This is a genomic window from Cohnella lubricantis (assembly GCF_014212015.1).
GTDB classification, from domain to species: domain Bacteria; phylum Bacillota; class Bacilli; order Paenibacillales; family Paenibacillaceae; genus Cohnella; species Cohnella lubricantis.
The window spans coordinates 35231-49569 of the sequence record NZ_JACJVN010000053.1 but is presented as its reverse complement, the minus strand read 5'-3'; the positions used below and the strand labels follow the sequence as shown (position 1 = coordinate 49569).

At 57.4% G+C, this 14339-nt stretch carries 18 protein-coding genes; 6 read left to right on the top strand and 12 right to left on the bottom strand.

Annotated features, from left to right (window positions below):
* Positions 1 to 45: 45 nt before the first annotated feature.
* Both H4Q31_RS13435 and H4Q31_RS13430 read right to left on the bottom strand, forming a co-directional pair.
* A complete protein-coding gene (locus H4Q31_RS13435) occupies positions 46 to 324 on the bottom strand; it encodes a hypothetical protein (protein WP_185179573.1) in 279 nt (92 codons plus the stop codon).
* Positions 324 to 1517 (bottom strand): NAD(P)/FAD-dependent oxidoreductase, encoded by a 1194-nt coding sequence (locus H4Q31_RS13430; protein WP_185179572.1) that lies wholly within the window; start codon positions 1515 to 1517, stop codon positions 324 to 326. The genes H4Q31_RS13435 and H4Q31_RS13430 overlap by 1 nt, the downstream gene beginning before the upstream one ends.
* Positions 1518 to 1825: 308 nt before the next feature.
* Between H4Q31_RS13430 and H4Q31_RS13425 the strand changes: the two genes are divergently transcribed.
* Both H4Q31_RS13425 and H4Q31_RS13420 read left to right on the top strand, forming a co-directional pair.
* On the top strand, positions 1826 to 2821 hold the full coding sequence (locus H4Q31_RS13425; protein WP_185179571.1) for an NAD(P)/FAD-dependent oxidoreductase: 996 nt from the start codon (positions 1826 to 1828) through the stop codon (positions 2819 to 2821).
* A gap of 85 nt (positions 2822 to 2906) precedes the next feature.
* Entirely contained in the window at positions 2907 to 3143 is a 237-nt protein-coding gene (locus H4Q31_RS13420; RefSeq protein WP_185179570.1) for a hypothetical protein, read from the top strand.
* A 15-nt stretch (positions 3144 to 3158) separates the two neighbouring features.
* On the opposite strand, the gene sda is transcribed toward H4Q31_RS13420, so the two are convergent.
* The 4 genes from sda to H4Q31_RS13400 all read right to left on the bottom strand — a co-directional run bounded on the left by sda (position 3159) and on the right by H4Q31_RS13400 (position 5755).
* Positions 3159 to 3302: a sporulation histidine kinase inhibitor Sda gene (sda, locus tag H4Q31_RS13415; RefSeq protein WP_185179569.1), complete on the bottom strand. Its 144-nt coding sequence runs from the start codon at positions 3300 to 3302 to the stop codon at positions 3159 to 3161.
* A gap of 272 nt (positions 3303 to 3574) precedes the next feature.
* Positions 3575 to 4255, bottom strand: a complete 681-nt coding sequence (locus tag H4Q31_RS13410) for a YheC/YheD family protein (RefSeq protein WP_185179568.1) — start codon at positions 4253 to 4255, stop codon at positions 3575 to 3577.
* Between the two features lie 286 nt (positions 4256 to 4541).
* Complete coding sequence (erpA, locus tag H4Q31_RS13405) at positions 4542 to 4898, bottom strand: iron-sulfur cluster insertion protein ErpA (RefSeq protein WP_185179567.1); 357 nt, start codon at positions 4896 to 4898, stop codon at positions 4542 to 4544.
* Between the two features lie 395 nt (positions 4899 to 5293).
* On the bottom strand, positions 5294 to 5755 hold the full coding sequence (locus H4Q31_RS13400; RefSeq protein ID WP_185179566.1) for a hypothetical protein: 462 nt from the start codon (positions 5753 to 5755) through the stop codon (positions 5294 to 5296).
* Between the two features lie 291 nt (positions 5756 to 6046).
* Between H4Q31_RS13400 and mqnE the strand changes: the two genes are divergently transcribed.
* Together mqnE and H4Q31_RS13390 are read left to right on the top strand one after the other, a co-directional pair.
* On the top strand, positions 6047 to 7150 hold the full coding sequence (gene mqnE, locus H4Q31_RS13395; RefSeq protein WP_185179565.1) for an aminofutalosine synthase MqnE: 1104 nt from the start codon (positions 6047 to 6049) through the stop codon (positions 7148 to 7150).
* 152 nt (positions 7151 to 7302) lie between these two features.
* Positions 7303 to 8358, top strand: a complete 1056-nt coding sequence (locus H4Q31_RS13390; RefSeq protein WP_185179564.1) for an NAD(P)/FAD-dependent oxidoreductase — start codon at positions 7303 to 7305, stop codon at positions 8356 to 8358.
* A 45-nt stretch (positions 8359 to 8403) separates the two neighbouring features.
* On the opposite strand, the gene H4Q31_RS13385 is transcribed toward H4Q31_RS13390, so the two are convergent.
* Positions 8404 to 8673, bottom strand: coding sequence for a YuzB family protein (locus H4Q31_RS13385; RefSeq protein WP_185179598.1), 270 nt, complete (start codon positions 8671 to 8673; stop codon positions 8404 to 8406).
* 83 nt (positions 8674 to 8756) lie between these two features.
* Between H4Q31_RS13385 and H4Q31_RS13380 the strand changes: the two genes are divergently transcribed.
* Complete coding sequence (locus H4Q31_RS13380; RefSeq protein WP_027093107.1) at positions 8757 to 9002, top strand: NifU family protein; 246 nt, start codon at positions 8757 to 8759, stop codon at positions 9000 to 9002.
* A 104-nt stretch (positions 9003 to 9106) separates the two neighbouring features.
* Here the strand turns inward: H4Q31_RS13380 and H4Q31_RS13375 are convergent, their stop codons facing one another.
* On the bottom strand, positions 9107 to 9883 hold the full coding sequence (locus H4Q31_RS13375; protein ID WP_185179597.1) for an SDR family oxidoreductase: 777 nt from the start codon (positions 9881 to 9883) through the stop codon (positions 9107 to 9109).
* On the bottom strand, positions 9883 to 10599 hold the full coding sequence (locus tag H4Q31_RS13370; protein ID WP_185179563.1) for a Cthe_2314 family HEPN domain-containing protein: 717 nt from the start codon (positions 10597 to 10599) through the stop codon (positions 9883 to 9885). Before H4Q31_RS13370 ends, H4Q31_RS13375 begins: the two co-directional genes overlap by 1 nt.
* A gap of 190 nt (positions 10600 to 10789) precedes the next feature.
* Here H4Q31_RS13370 and H4Q31_RS13365 point away from each other — a divergent pair, with 190 nt between their 5' ends.
* Positions 10790 to 10960, top strand: a complete 171-nt coding sequence (locus H4Q31_RS13365) for a hypothetical protein (protein WP_185179562.1) — start codon at positions 10790 to 10792, stop codon at positions 10958 to 10960.
* 61 nt (positions 10961 to 11021) lie between these two features.
* On the opposite strand, the gene H4Q31_RS13360 is transcribed toward H4Q31_RS13365, so the two are convergent.
* From H4Q31_RS13360 to H4Q31_RS13350, 3 genes are all read right to left on the bottom strand, one after another.
* A complete protein-coding gene (locus H4Q31_RS13360; protein WP_185179561.1) occupies positions 11022 to 12791 on the bottom strand; it encodes a UbiD family decarboxylase in 1770 nt (589 codons plus the stop codon).
* An 18-nt stretch (positions 12792 to 12809) separates the two neighbouring features.
* The gene (locus H4Q31_RS13355) at positions 12810 to 13781 is read right to left on the bottom strand and encodes a COX15/CtaA family protein (protein ID WP_245347328.1); all 972 of its coding nucleotides are present in this window, start codon (positions 13779 to 13781) and stop codon (positions 12810 to 12812) included.
* 177 nt (positions 13782 to 13958) lie between these two features.
* Positions 13959 to 14309 (bottom strand): thioredoxin family protein, encoded by a 351-nt coding sequence (locus H4Q31_RS13350; protein WP_185179560.1) that lies wholly within the window; start codon positions 14307 to 14309, stop codon positions 13959 to 13961.
* Positions 14310 to 14339 lie beyond the last annotated feature (30 nt).

Sequence of the window (14339 nt, the reverse complement as noted above, 5' to 3'; positions counted from 1 at the left end):
GCGGGATAGGAGGTTCTCTATTGTAATGACAATATAAATCCGCGCTTAGTCTTCCTCTTCCGCTAGCTTCTTCAGCTGCGCTTCCCATTCGGCGCGACGAAGCTCCTCCAGATATTCCTGGGTCATGCGGTCGCGCTGGCGTCCCTTCTCCTTGAGCCGCTCGATGCCCGGCTGGATGAGCAGATCCACTTCAGCCTGCACGATGGCGGACAGATCGTACCTCTTCTGCGATTCCAGGAAGCTCCCGACTTCCATTAGCGCGTTATACCGGTCCAGTTCATCCCGCGTCAGCAGCCCTCGCACCTGAACGCTGCAGTGTCGCATTAGAGGAACTTGCCTTTGCGCAGCACAAGCGGAATACCGCCGATGATGAACAGATAGCGCAGATCGATCAGCTTCTTCAGCCAAGCGGCGACGCGGCCCTTGTACTTCTTGCCGAACGCGATGCCGATCGCCTCTCCCTTGCCAAGCGAAGCGACCGTGCCCTTGTTGCTGAACGCGAACGGCTTCGGCGATTGGTTGCGGATCGCGGCAACTAGATTATGCGCACAGTTGACGCCTTGCTGCATCGCCATCTGCGCGGTCGGCGGATACGGGCGGCCTTCCGGATTGATCATTAGCGAGTTGTCACCCAAGACGAAGACGTTCTCGTGTCCCGGCGCGCGCAGCAGCTCGTCGACCTTAACCCGTCCGCGCATGGTCTCGAAGCCCGCTTCTTCGATCAGGCGATTGCCGCGCACGCCGCCGGTCCAGATGACGGTCTGCGCCTTGATCTCTTCGCCTTCGCCGACGATGACGCCGTCCGGCGTGCATTCCTTAATCGCGGTGCCGATTCGGAATGTAATGCCCTTCTTCTGAAGCACGTTCATCGCGTATTCGACCAGCTCCGGATCGAAGCCCGGAAGCGCGGTCGGAGCCGCTTCGATATTAATCACCTTGACCAATGAAGGATCAACGTCGAACTGCCTGCACAGATCCGGAATGCGGTCCGCCAGCTCGCCGACGAATTCGATGCCGGTGAAGCCGGCTCCCCCGATGACGAACGTTAAGTAGTCGGTGCGATGCGGTTCGCGCTTGTAGCGCGCGAATTGGTATTCGATATGTTCGCGGATGAGCCGAACCGAGTTGATGCTGCGGATCGTGAAGGCGTTCTCGGCGAGCCCCGGAATGCCGAACGTCTCTGATTCTCCGCCGAGCGCAATCACCAAATAATCGTAGGACAACGTGCCGTCCTCGAGAATGACCTTGCGGTCTTGCGGGCGAATTTGAACGACCGTCGATTTGACGAAGTCAATCTTGAATTCATCGATGAGCTTGGAGATGCTAACTCGGGCGTTGTCCGGATGATCCGTTCCCGCGGCCGGCATGTGCAAATGAGTCGTAATATAATGATAATCGTGTTTGTTCACGAGGGTAACGTCTGCTTCATTATAATTAAGCTCTTTCTGCAATCGAAGAGAGGTCAGCACACCGCCGTATCCTGCGCCTAAAATCACGATTTTTGGAATGCTGCTCATGGTTGATCCCATCCAATCCAATGTTGTTTATTCTCTATCTGTGTATGAAGCCGTAATTCGCACTGCGGCACGCTTTCGCCGACAGCTGTACATTTTGAATCATATAGGCTTTCTATAGCATTTTCAAGGTTCATTTCCCACGAAATTGTTTGGACATCTCCACAAAATTAAAGCGCGTCAAGCTCCCATTCTTTTCACAGTCTTCGACAATTTCCCTAAGGGTATTCCGTTGGCAAGAGCGCAAGTCTATAATAAGAAAAGATTCGCATTTCGCCCGGCGACGGGCGGCATAGATGGAGGTAACACCCATGAGCAGCAATCCTGTAACGACAGCGGACGTTGCGATCATCGGCGGAGGCCCTGCAGGCATGTTCGCTGCCTTCTACGGCGGCATGAGGCAGATGTCGGTGACACTAATAGAGAGCATGCCGCAATTGGGCGGACAATTGGCCGCCTTATACCCCGAGAAGTACATTTACGACGTAGCAGGCTTCCCTAAGGTGAAGGCCCAAGAGCTCGTCGATAATCTGAAGCGTCAGATGGATCTGTTCGATACGAACGTCCGCCTGGAGGAAAAGGTGCAATCGGTGCGCAAGCTCGAAGAGCGCCTGTTCGAGATCGTGACGGACAAGGCGACGCATCACGCCAAAGCCGTCATCATTACGGCAGGCGTCGGCGCCTTCGAACCGCGCCGCCTGGAGCTTCCGGAAGCGGCGAAGTACGAGAAGGCCAACCTGCACTACTTCGTCAGCGACTTGGAGAAGTTCCGCGATCAGAACGTCCTGATCACCGGTGGAGGCGACTCCGCGCTTGACTGGGCGCTTATGCTGGAGCCGATCGCCAAGCAGGTAACGCTCGTTCACCGCCGAGACAAGTTCCGCGCGCATGAGCACAGCGTCGAGCTTCTTATGAAGTCCAAGGTGAACGTCGTCGTCCCGACGGAGATTACGGCGCTTCACGGCGAAGAGCGCATCGAGAAGGTAACGCTGACCCACGTGACGACCAAGGAAGAGACCGTTCTGGACGTCGACGCCGTCATCGTCAATTATGGCTTCCTCAGCTCCCTCGGTCCGATCGCGGAATGGGGCCTCAACATCGAGAAGGGCTCTATCATCGTCGATACGCGGATGGAGACGAACATTCCGGGCATCTATGCTGCAGGCGACGTCTCGACTTACCCCGGCAAGCTGAAGCTGATCGCCGTCGGATTCGGCGAAGCGCCGACCGCTATCAACAACGCGAAGGTGTATGTGGACCCGAACGCGAAGCTGTCCCCGGGACACAGCAGCAACATGAAGCTTTAGTCCATCCTTATTTTCCACGAAGAAAGGGCATCCTACCTTCAGATCTGCCGGAGATGGCTTCCGGCTTCGAAGGAGGATGCCCTTCTTGCTATGTCCTGCTTGCAATGCGCTGGCTTCGCTCGATCCCCTCTGCGCGAAGTGCGGCGCCAACGCCTCAGATGAAGGCCGAACGGCCGACTATTACGGTCCGTATGCTCCATATGGCCTCTCAGCCGGCCAAGGCGCCGATCTCGAGAATAACGGCCGTTATTGCCTTCACACCGCCGGGTGTCCGCAGTGCGGAGAGACGTTCCCGGTCGCCGTTCCTCTCTGGCCGCTGTGAAGCGGCCCCTGCTGCTCAGCCCGCTTGCTCTTCCGGCAGCACAAGGTTCCGCCGCACGATCTCCGAGCGCAGCATGTAGATGAAGTCCCGTTCAAGCTTCATGCGAACCGCCTGATGATAAGCCTCCAGCAACATTTCATCCGAGAGAAGCAGAAGCATCGCCCAACCTTCTTTCCTTCCATCGATTGATCGGCTGATGGCATCATAGCATGCGATTTTCCACAGGGACAAGCCTCCATTTTACCCACAGATGGTTGTGGATAAAGTGTGAGTACATTGTTAACACAGCCAAGGAGCACTTGTATGCCACAGTGGATTATGGGGATGAACTTATACACAGAACCGAATTTTACTTAACTCATAAAAAACATTGATTGTGAAAATTGCCGTTATTATAAGCGTTAATCGAGATTCGTGTAGCTATGGGTCGGTTACTGCGGTCGAGTGTTGACTTCCAGAATCCATATATGTCCGTTGCGGTCGATGCCGTAGTCGTAGCCCAGCTGCGCAATGCCGGGAAACCGGCTCTCCAGCAAGGGAGTGGCGGTTCTCGTCAAATGTCGCATCTCGCGCTTCTTGGCGGCGATTAACCTCGGCGACAACGAACGTCTAATGCCTTGAGCGGCCGTGAGACGCATCCCCCCTCGGCACAGATTCGTCACGAACAATCCGCGGCGCGCCACTCTGCCTACCATCGAGCGGAATCTCCAGACGCCGTTCATCTTGACGTACTTCACCCTATAGTCAACCGGCCGGCCCGAGACCGACGCTAACCGAATGCCTCTCTGAATCAGGTATGCCCTTCCTCTTCGGGATCGGTTCACATGCCTCAAGAGAGAAGAGAAGGTACTGAAGGCGTGCGTTCGGGCCATGTACGTGCATCGATAACCGCTGCCTGAACGGGAGATCTTCATCACGCCCATGCCGCCTGCTCCGCGTACCGGCTTAATGACGACAGTGCCGTACCTGCTCAGCATCGTCCTTAAATTGCGGGGTCCGAACAGGCGCGAAGGGGGAATGTGGCGCGCGAGATAGGGGTTGGACAGGAGCGCTCCCGTCTTCAGCCACTTGCTCGCCAACTGCCGGCCGGATGAGATAGTCGCTTGATTCATCCGCATAGCCTCCTTTCCCTGAGTATACTTTATACATACTCGGGACAAAGGACAGGTTCTTGGATGAATGACGCGCGTGATACGCCCTTTATGAGGATGATCGCCGCCTTCGGAACGTGTTGTTGAAACTCAGTTGCGTTCATGTGACCGCTCCTCTTATCTGATATCGATAACTTCTCTTATACGGTGATGTCAATTTGTCTTCCTTCTTCGCGAGCACAAAAAAACCTTCTGGAATTGTGAATACAATTCCAGAAGGTCAAAATCCGACAATACTATAAGCGGCTTAGCAGTCGCTGTCCGGCTTGCCCGCATCCGTCGCCGTGCGGAAGCTCGAACCGCAGCCGCAGGTAGCGATGGCGTTCGGATTCGTGATGGTGAAGCCGCCCCCCATGGCGGATTCCTTCCAATCGATCTCCAGGCCGCGCAGATACTTCACGCTGTCCGAGTCGACGACGACCTTCAAGCCTTGAACGTCCAACACTTGATCGTCTTCGTGCTGTTCATCGTCGAAGCCCATTCCGTATGAGAAGCCTGTGCAGCCGCCTTCTTGAACGCCGAGGCGCAAGAACAAATCAGGCGTCTCTTCTGCTGCAAGCATTTCTTGAATCTTATTGCCGGCTGCTTCGCTGATCGCTATCATATCCGGTCCCTCCTTCAAGCTGCAAGATACATGAATGAATCTTGACTTGCCTTAAGTATACTCCTCCCGCCGAAATGCCTCAAGAGCCGAGGCCGCCAGAGCAACAGGTTAATTGCATTTGTACACTTAATCTGCCCGCAATCAAGCGATTGTTGATCCTAGTTGTGAATCTGCAACTAGTTCCGGCGCCGCTCGCCATTTGCGACTCCTGGGACGAGTTGAATTGCAGATTTGCAATTAATACGCGCTGACAGCCCTTTTAGCGACCAACTAGATGTACGAATGCACTTAGGCGCGCGTTCGGGGACCGGCGGCCGGCGCGTCGCCGATCGCCGACCTTACCGGACCAAGCAAGCACGCTCAGCAGACGCCCAACAAACGCAAAACCCGACGCATTAAGCGCCGGGCTCTTCTTCCTTCCATTCACCGTTCGCGGGCGCTTGCTGGGGCAGCGCCTTCAGCTCGATCCGGCAGCGGAGATGGCCGGATTCGTTCGAGAGAAAATCAGCCAGCCGGCGGAACACATGCGCCAGCTCCGGTCCGGTCGAATCGGTATCGATGCCGTAACGGAATTGATCCGCCGGCAGCCCTCTAACCGGAACGCGATCTTCATCCCTGCTCTCGGAGTCTTTCATCCGCTTCCATTCCTTCGACGGTTCGAACTTGTCCGATCTGCGAACAATCTGCTCGTATATTTGCTGCTTCTTCAGCCACATATAATACTGTATCGGGTTCGTTAGCCCCCACGCTTGGCTCAAATCTTTAATGGTATAAGCAGCTCTGTATTTTTGCAGCGCAGCGACTTTGTCTTCTTGGCTCATTTGCTCCAATTCCGCTAATGACAACACTTCGATCAAGATTTTACACCTTCCTTTGGCCACATCTTTTAAATTACACCATCAATAACATAACCATATTTTACTTATTATTCAAGTTGATTCCCGTTTTTGAAGCAAAATATACACGCGGTGGAAATTCAGTTGCCCGGTTATGGCGAGAAGTTTATAATATGAACAGTTGTTTACCCGATCGAGGCGAGACATCCCGGGTTCTTCAAACGAGCGGCGCTTGGTTATGCCAAGTAAGTACTTTTTTTCACAAATCTAATTCGGGTTGATCGCTTCAATTCGGCTAAGGAGGAAATGATCATGTCTCTCATCAGCGCTAATCCAGATCGACAGATGGCCGAGATTGTCGAGAAGGTCCGCCAAGGCGAACGATTAACGTTCGAAGACGGCGTCTATCTTTATCGTTCGGAAGATTTGCTCACCATTGGGCAGCTAGCCAATGAAGCGAACATGCGTAAGAATGGCAAGAAGGTTTATTTCACCGAGACGATGAGCTTGTATTTCACCAACGTCTGCGAATCCCACTGCGCCTTCTGCAGCTTCCGCAGAGATGAAGGCCAAGAAGGGGCCTACACGCTGACTCCGGAGGAGATGTTCGCTTACGTTGACGAGCACATCACCCCGACAGCCCGCGAATTCCACATTGTCGGCGGCCACAACCCGAACGTCCCCTTCGATTATTACGTCGAATCGATCCGCTCGCTTAAAGAACGCTATCCGCAGGTGACGATCAAAGCTTACACAGCTGCGGAGATCGACTTCTTCTCCCGCATCTCGGGCCTCACTTATCGCGAAGTGCTCGAACGCCTCACCGCCGTCGGCCTCGAGTCGCTCACCGGTGGCGGCGCGGAGATTCTGTCCGATCAATACCGGGATAAGATGCGCGTCGAGAAAGCAGGCATCAAGCAGTATCTGGAGGTTCACCGCACGGCGCATCAGATGGGCATGAGGACGCCTACGACGATGCTGTACGGGCCGGTCGAGACGATCGAGGAACGCGTTCAGCACTTGATTCAGCTGCGCGAGCTGCAAGACGAGACGAACGGCTTCCAAGTGTTCATCCCGCTGTCGATGCAGCCGACTAGCCCGAAGGCGGGCATACGCCGGCGCAACTCGGCCTTCGACGATCTGAAGGCGATCGCGATCGGCCGCTTGATGCTCGACAACTTCCAGCACGTCAAAGCGTACTTCATCAACATCGGAACGCAGTTGACTCAGGTTGCCCTGACGATGGGCGCTTCCGACGCGCATGGCACGATCGTCCGCGAACGGATCAGCCACTCTGCTGGCGCGTTGACGCCGGCCGGCATCACGCGCGAAGATCTAGTATGGCTAATCAAAGGCGCCGGCCGCATTCCGGTCGAACGCGATACGCATTACAACGAAGTGAACGTTTATTCCTGAACCTGACCCCTGATCCGCGATACCTGCACCTGTTGAATTGTTATGGATTGGCGGCAGAATAGCGGCGCATATTGCCGCTATTTTGCTGCGTCCTTGCAAGCGATAAGGAACATACTAACACCGAAGCATGCTACCCGAAGGAGAAATGTTGTGTGAAGAATGTTGTTGTTCTTGGCGGCGGTTACGGCGGTTTGACCGTCGTTAATGAACTATTGGAACATATTCCGTCTGATGTTCGCATCTGTCTGGTCGATCGAATGTCGTTCGGCTCGCTTAAGACCGAATTTTACGCTTTGGCGGCGGGAACCGCCTCCGAGGCGGAGATTCGGGTGGCATTCCCATCCCACCCTCAGCTTGAGATTATTTATGGCGAAGTGCTGGATGTCGACTTCGAGACCCGATCCGTCCATATCCAGAATCGCGATCCGCTGTCCTACGACTCGCTCGTGATCGCGCTGGGCTGCACGGACAACTTCCACGGCATCCCCGGCGCTTACGAATATTCGACCGGCGTACAATCGCTGGCAGCGGCAAGACGAGCCTATCACCTGATCGGCAATACGAAGCCTTACGGCCAAGTGACGATCGTCGGCGGCGGTCTTAGCGGCGTCGAAGTCGCTTCCGAGCTGCGCGAGAGCCGTCCGGATCTGAACATCCGCATCCTTGACCGCAGCAGCCTGATGTCCGCATTCCCCGGCAAGCTGCAGGAATTCGCCAAGCATTGGTTCGCGGAGAATCACGTCGAGCTCCGTTCGCAGATCCATATTAACAAGCTGGAATGCGGCGTCATCTATAACGGGAACGAAGAGATACTGACCGACGTGACCGTATGGACGGCCGGCATTCAACCCGTTGAGCTTGTCCAGCGCATGGATTTGCCGAAGGATAAGACAGGCCGTTTAATCGTCAACGAATTCCACGAGCTTCCAAGCCAGCATGACGTCTTCGTCATCGGCGACTGCTCCAGCCAGCCGTTCTCGCCGAGCGGCCAGCTCGCCCAAGCGCAGGGCCATCAGGTCGCGCAGGTGATCAACGCCCGCTGGAACAACAAAGAGCCGCGTCTGCCCCGCATTCGGCTGAAGGGGACATTGGGCTCTCTTGGCAAGAAGACGGGCTTCGGACTGATGGGCAGCACCCCGATCTATGGCCGGATGGCGCGCTTGCTGAAGAGCGGCGTCTTGTGGAAGAGCCGCCGTCATTTCGGCTAAGCGGTTCGACAGCTGACTGGCTGCCTGTCGCTGATCGCGAAGTTGTCACAGGTCGTCCAGCAGCTTGTCCAGAGCGGAACGTTCAGCTTCCTGATTCTTGATCTCCTCCAGAATCTTGTCATAGAGCTCATCCGCCGTCTCGGCGGCGACGGTCTCCCCGTTCACCATCGCGAACGGGAACAGGTAGCATTCGCCGCAATTGCCGAGACAGCCGTACTCGATAACTTCCGCATCGTGCAGCTGCTCGAGCTTAGGCAGCAGTTGATCGGTGCCATGGTGCATATTGCTAACGCAAAATTCGATGACGTTCAAGATGTTATCGTCCTTTCTTTACCGGACGTCCGTTTTATTTCATCCGAATTTGTACTATAATAACTTTATGAAAGGAGGAGATGGCGATGAGCGAAACCGCGCAAGATACGATGTACGATGAAGTTCTCGAGGTACTCGACAAGCTTCGCCCGTTCCTGCAACGCGACGGCGGCGACGTTGAATTGGTCGACGTTGAAGACGGCATCGTTAAGCTCAGACTGATGGGTGCCTGCGGCAGCTGCCCCAGCTCCACGATCACGCTGAAGGCCGGCATTGAACGCGCGCTGCTGGAGGAAGTCGAAGGAATCCAGGACGTTGTTCAAGTGTTCTAATTATTTCTAGCACATGCATGAAGCCCGACCGGCTGCAAGGCTGGTCGGTGAAGAGGGTCCTGCGGGGCGGCGCGAGCCGCATTGCAGGACCTTTTGCTTGGCGTTTAGTTCCGCTTGACCGTCGTCACGATCGGATCCAAGCCGCCAGACACTTCAATCGCATTCCCGGTCACGAAGTCGGATTCGGGCAGGCAGAGGAAGCCGATCACGCGGGCGACATCCTCCCCCGTGCCGGGGCGGCCGCGCGGCGCTTCCTCATCCATGACGCCGTTCACGTCGGAGATGCCCTTCTCCTTAAAGTCTCCCCGGATGTCGCCGGGACAGATCATATTCACTGTAATGCCGTTCGCCGCTTCCTCTACGGCCAGCGTCTTCGTGAACGAGACGAGCCCGACCTTCGCGGCAGCATATACCGCCCGCTGCGGCCAAGAGCGCGCCTCCGCCGCATGGCCGAAGCCGAAGTGGATAATCCGCCCCCACTGGCGTTCGCGCATGCCGGGCAGCACCCGATGATCGAGCAGCATCGTGCCGACCAAATTGCCGTTCATGAGATAATGAATCTCTTCCTCCGAATAGTCGGCGAACAGCCGGCGCTCCCGAATGAACGGGCCGGCGTTGTTGACGAGAATGTCCACGCCGCCCAGCCTCGCTTCCGTCTCGCCGACCAGCCGCTTCGCCTCTTCGGCGTCGGCGATGTCCGCGCGAATAGCGGCGGCTTCCCGCCCCATTGCTTGGATATCCCCCACAGCCTGCTTCGCCTCGGCTTCGCTGTTAACGTAATTAATCGCCACGTTGCAGCCCAATCGAGCTAATTCCATCGCTGTTCTCCAGCCTAGCCCCTTGGCGCTTCCCGTGACGAGCGCCGTCTTCCCCGCAAGCATCACGAGCTTGTCCCCGCCCCTTCCAGCTTCAGCAAGTATAGGAACGACAGGAGCAAGGTTCGGCTAACCATCTGCCAGCCCTCCTCCAGATCATTCATATTCTCCTGAATGTTCTCCAAGCGGGCGGAGCTCGCATCGGATTGAAGGCTATGCAGCAGATCGTCCTGCAGCTCCGCGTTCATATGGTGAATCTCCATATTGCGCCTGCGGCGCAGCCGGGTCAGCGCTTCCTGATGGCGATCCTTCCCTTCCAGGAGCGCCTCCGCCAGCACGGCATGGGCCGTATGCTCGCGCATGCCGCGAAGCACAGTGAAGAAGGAGAACCGCGATTTGATTCGATCCGCCTGCAGCCCTAACCGATCGTTCAGCAGGACGCCCAACTTGTCGAGAATCGCGAACAGGCGGATATACGCATTCTTATCGAAGTAGACGTGCCGATAGTAATCGAGCCGCTCGTCCGGCGACATCTCGTCAACCGTCGGTTTCGTCAGCCGCTGCGCGAACCGCTTGGCCGCATACAGGCTCTGCTCCAATTCGTCCAGCGATCGCAGCAGCCCTTCCGACCAGATCACGACCTTGCGGCAGATCGCCGCTTCTCGAGATTCGCCGTCGCCCTTCTCATTCATCAGGCGAATGAAGCGTTCAATCGCTTGAACCGTCTCTAGGTGCGCCCCCTGCCACTCGCGGGGCCGTTCTCCGAATAATTCACGCAGCATAGGCTTGCCTCCTGAGTCCGACGGATTGCCGCTATGCGGATCAGAACCGTCCATTCCCTTATTCTAACGCAACTGAGGCACGCTGCTCAACCAGCTTCCATGTGCAGCGATCGATGGCTGCGGGATGCATAAACCGATAGCCAAGCGGCACACTAGTGGCTGTTGTTCGTTGATAAAAGGAGGTGTCAGCATGGCCAATCGCAATCAGAAGCTATCCAAAGGCGAAGTTCAATCAACGGAGTTGAATAAGATGCCCGTCCCCGGCGAAGACGATACGGAATTCTCCGCGGAGGAAGCCGCCGAAGCGTTCGAGCAGAACGCGAACCGGCAGCAGAACGAACAGGATCATATGCCGCTCTAACGCAAGCGAAGCCTGGATTCCGGCCGCCGGAACTCAGGCTTCTCTTATTGTCTTCGGAATATTAAGCGGTCGGAAAATATTCTCGCCAGCGCCGGTCGACCAGCTCCACAATATCTTCGCGCGGGAACAGCTCATCCGGATAGCCGGGCTTCATCCGAGCGTCGATGACAAGCGGCAGCCCATACGCGATATGGTGGCGGTTAGCCTCGCTGGCCGCATAGATATCATGCGCCGGGTTGAATCGCGTGAACGTCGTCCACAGGAAGGCGGACTGGCCGTCCGCGATCGCCGCGTCATCCGCCAGAATGACGAGCGGCCACTGCGTTCCGCGCTCCGCGAGCAGCTTAGACAGCCGCGCCGCCAGCTGCGGGTCATGCTCATACGACGCGCCATCCACGACGAGGCACCCGCGGCAATACGGCTTGACCTTGCCGATACCGGGCAGCTCGCCTTCCGTATATTCGCCCGGCAAGACGCGAACCGGCTCGCCTACACCGAGCAGGACGGCCTTGCTGCCGTGGTTCAGGCGCCGTCCGGTATAATCGAGCGTATCGTGCGAAGTGTTGTCGAAGACGAACAAGTCGGTCTTCGGATCGAACCGCTCCAGCACCGCCTCGAGCAGCTCCGCGAAGTTCTCCAGATCAACGGAGCGATCCGTCAGCAGGAGCATCTTGGTCAGCGTCAGCTGACCTTGGCCTAGAATGCTGAATGCCGTGCCGAGCGCTTCGCGAGAATAGCTCTCGCGGACAACGGCCGCGGACAGCGCGTGGAAGCCCGTCTCGGCGTAGGTCCATAGGCTGCGTACGCCGGGCATGACGATCGGGAACGCCGGCGACAGCAGCCGCTGCAGGAACTCGCCGAGGTAATAATCCTCTTGGCGCGGCTTGCCGACGATCGTCGCCGGGTAGATCGCGTCTTTGCGGTGCCACACGTGATCCACGTTGAACACCGGGAAATCATGCTGCAGCGAATAGTAGCCGTAATGGTCGCCGAACGGCCCTTCCGGACGGCGCACATGAGGCGGCACATGCCCCGAAATGGTGAACTCCGCCTCCGCCGGAATGCGGTGGCCGCCGAGCGGGTCCTCGACCATCGGCAGCTTGCCGCCCAGGATCAGCGACGCCAGCAGCAGCTCCGGCAGATTCTCCGGCGCCGGCGCGATCGCCGATGCGATAAGAGCCGGCGGTCCGCCGAGGAACACCGTAACAGGGAGCGCCTCGCCCCTCTGCTCCGCCTCGTGGTAATGGAAGCCCCCGCCTTTGTGAATCTGCCAGTGCATGCCGGTCGTCTGATCGTCGAAAATCTGCATGCGATACATGCCAAGGTTATGCCGCTTCGGCTGCCCCGGCTGCTCCGTATAGACGAGCGGCAGCGTGATGAACGGACCGCCGTCCTCCTGCCAGCTCGTCAGCACAGGCAGGCCGGCCAGCGGCTTCTCCCTGCGCGAGGCGCCGAGCACAGGCGCGGACGACGCAGGCGCCTTCTTCAGCCCGACCTTCATCAGGTCGAGCAGCATGTCCTTCTCGCGCCATAACGCCTTGGCGCTCGGCGGCAGAAGCGAATCCATGGCGCCCACCAGCCGGTTCGCCAGCTGCTCCGGCCTCGGGCCGAACGCCAAGTCGACCCGGCGCCGCGTGCCGAACAGATTCGTCGCGACGGGGAACGGGCTGCCTATGACATTCGTGAACAGCAAAGCCGGGCCTCCTTCGTCGATGACCCGGCGGTGTATCTCGGCGATCTCCAGCGCAGGATCGACCGGCGCGTGAATGATCGCCAGGTCGTTCTCCTTGCGCAGCGTTTCCAGAAACGGGCGAAGCGATGAGAAGCTCATTTTTCCCCTCCTGCGGCTTTAACGGCGAGACAATTGTTTGGCGCGAATGGCCAGCAGACACAGCAGGCTGAACATCGCGGTGATGATGATCGTGTGCAGCAAGCTCGTGAACACGTAGATGTCGTGCGAATCCAGCGTCGCCGTGAGCAGCCAGCCGCTCAGAATCTGCGCGACAACCAGCGCGAGCGATGCGTTGGCGAGTGTCTTTAGCTCCCGCGGCGCCATCGATTTGCGAATCCACAGCGTCAAAGCGAGAATCGCGATGAACAGAACGACAGCCGCCAGCCGGTGGGCGAAGGCGATTCCGGTCGCGCCGTTGATCTTAGGAACGAGCTCGCCGTTGCACAGCGGCCAGCCGTAGCAGCCGCCCGCGGAAGCTGTATGGCGGACATAGGCGCCAATATAGACGACGCCGTAGCAGTAGACGAGAATCGCCACGACCGACCCGAACAGTCCCGTTGGAACGGCTCCGCTTGTCTTGCCCTGCGGCGCTGCGCTAATCGACTCGCCTCTAGCGACGGCCTCCGGATTCGCCGCCCACCTTCTGGCCCACGAATCCAGCAGCCAGGTGAAGGTGAAGGCGATCATCGAGATGCCGAAGTGAATCGCGAGCACGGCGTCGGAAGTCGGCCAGATGACAGCCGCAGCGCCCAGAAGCGCCTGAGCGACCGTGAACAACAGCGCAGCCGAGGAATAGATCAGCGCTTCCTTCTGGGCGGGCTTGATCAAGAGCGTCCAGATGAATACCGCTCCAACGAGCAAGCCTTCGATGCCGCTGACGGCCCGGTGCGTATATTCGACTAACGATTCCAATGTATAAGCCGGCACGAACTTCCCGTTGCAGAGCGGCCAATCCGTTCCGCAGCCGCGGCCGGACTCGGTGTTCGTCACGACAACGCCGACAACCAGCACGAGAAACATGCCGATGCAGGTCCATAAAGTTAACCAACGAAATCTTTGTGCGGTCATGCCCATCCCCAATTTCTGCATATAAGTAAGGCTCCTAGATGGCCAACCCCATTATACCGAACCCCCGCCGACAATACTATGTTTAAACTGTGTCAGATCTGCAACGCATACTTGTCCGACAGCACAAATCCCGAGAGCGCAGGCTCTCGGGATCAGTGCAATTGGTGCAAGCGCCCCTCCTTCGAGGGCTCTGCCGCTTCAGGCGTTCGAAGCGAGCGCCTTCGATACTTCAACCGCGCGGTCGAGGAACTGCTCGATCTCGTCGCGGGTCTTGCGCAGCTTGCTGACGAAGCGCACAAGCTCTCGGCCTTCCTTGAAAGCGATGAAGCTCGGAATGCCCAGAATGTTCAGCTCGCTGCACAGATCGGGCAGCTCGTCGCGGTCGAGCTCGATGAAGCGAAGCCGATCGGCATAAGCCTCTTCCACGCTTGGCATGAACGGATCGAGGAAGTGGCAGTCCGGGCACCAAGTCGTCCGGAACACCGCTATCGTCAGCGCGTTCTCGCCGATCTTGGAGCGGAACGCGGCTTCATCCTGAATCTTCTCCATTGCTAACTACCTCCTTCTCGTATGCGTTGA

Bases quoted from the DNA above. Each gene is read 5' to 3' on its own strand.
- H4Q31_RS13435 (WP_185179573.1), bottom strand. From the start codon at position 324: ATGCGACACTGCAGCGTTCAGGTGCGAGGGCTGCTGACGCGGGATGAA.
- H4Q31_RS13375 (WP_185179597.1), bottom strand. From the start codon at position 9,883: ATGCTTGCGGGGAAGACGGCGCTCGTCACGGGAAGCGCCAAGGGGCTA.
- H4Q31_RS13380 (WP_027093107.1), top strand. From the start codon at position 8,757: ATGAGCGAAACCGCGCAAGATACGATGTACGATGAAGTTCTCGAGGTA.
- H4Q31_RS13365 (WP_185179562.1), top strand. From the start codon at position 10,790: ATGGCCAATCGCAATCAGAAGCTATCCAAAGGCGAAGTTCAATCAACG.
- H4Q31_RS13370 (WP_185179563.1), bottom strand. From the start codon at position 10,599: ATGCTGCGTGAATTATTCGGAGAACGGCCCCGCGAGTGGCAGGGGGCG.
- H4Q31_RS13425 (WP_185179571.1), top strand. From the start codon at position 1,826: ATGAGCAGCAATCCTGTAACGACAGCGGACGTTGCGATCATCGGCGGA.
- H4Q31_RS13355 (WP_245347328.1), bottom strand. From the start codon at position 13,781: ATGCAGAAATTGGGGATGGGCATGACCGCACAAAGATTTCGTTGGTTA.
- H4Q31_RS13430 (WP_185179572.1), bottom strand. From the start codon at position 1,517: ATGAGCAGCATTCCAAAAATCGTGATTTTAGGCGCAGGATACGGCGGT.
- H4Q31_RS13410 (WP_185179568.1), bottom strand. From the start codon at position 4,255: ATGAATCAAGCGACTATCTCATCCGGCCGGCAGTTGGCGAGCAAGTGG.
- mqnE (WP_185179565.1), top strand. From the start codon at position 6,047: ATGTCTCTCATCAGCGCTAATCCAGATCGACAGATGGCCGAGATTGTC.
- H4Q31_RS13350 (WP_185179560.1), bottom strand. From the start codon at position 14,309: ATGGAGAAGATTCAGGATGAAGCCGCGTTCCGCTCCAAGATCGGCGAG.
- sda (WP_185179569.1), bottom strand. From the start codon at position 3,302: ATGCTTCTGCTTCTCTCGGATGAAATGTTGCTGGAGGCTTATCATCAG.
- H4Q31_RS13360 (WP_185179561.1), bottom strand. From the start codon at position 12,791: ATGAGCTTCTCATCGCTTCGCCCGTTTCTGGAAACGCTGCGCAAGGAG.
- erpA (WP_185179567.1), bottom strand. From the start codon at position 4,898: ATGATAGCGATCAGCGAAGCAGCCGGCAATAAGATTCAAGAAATGCTT.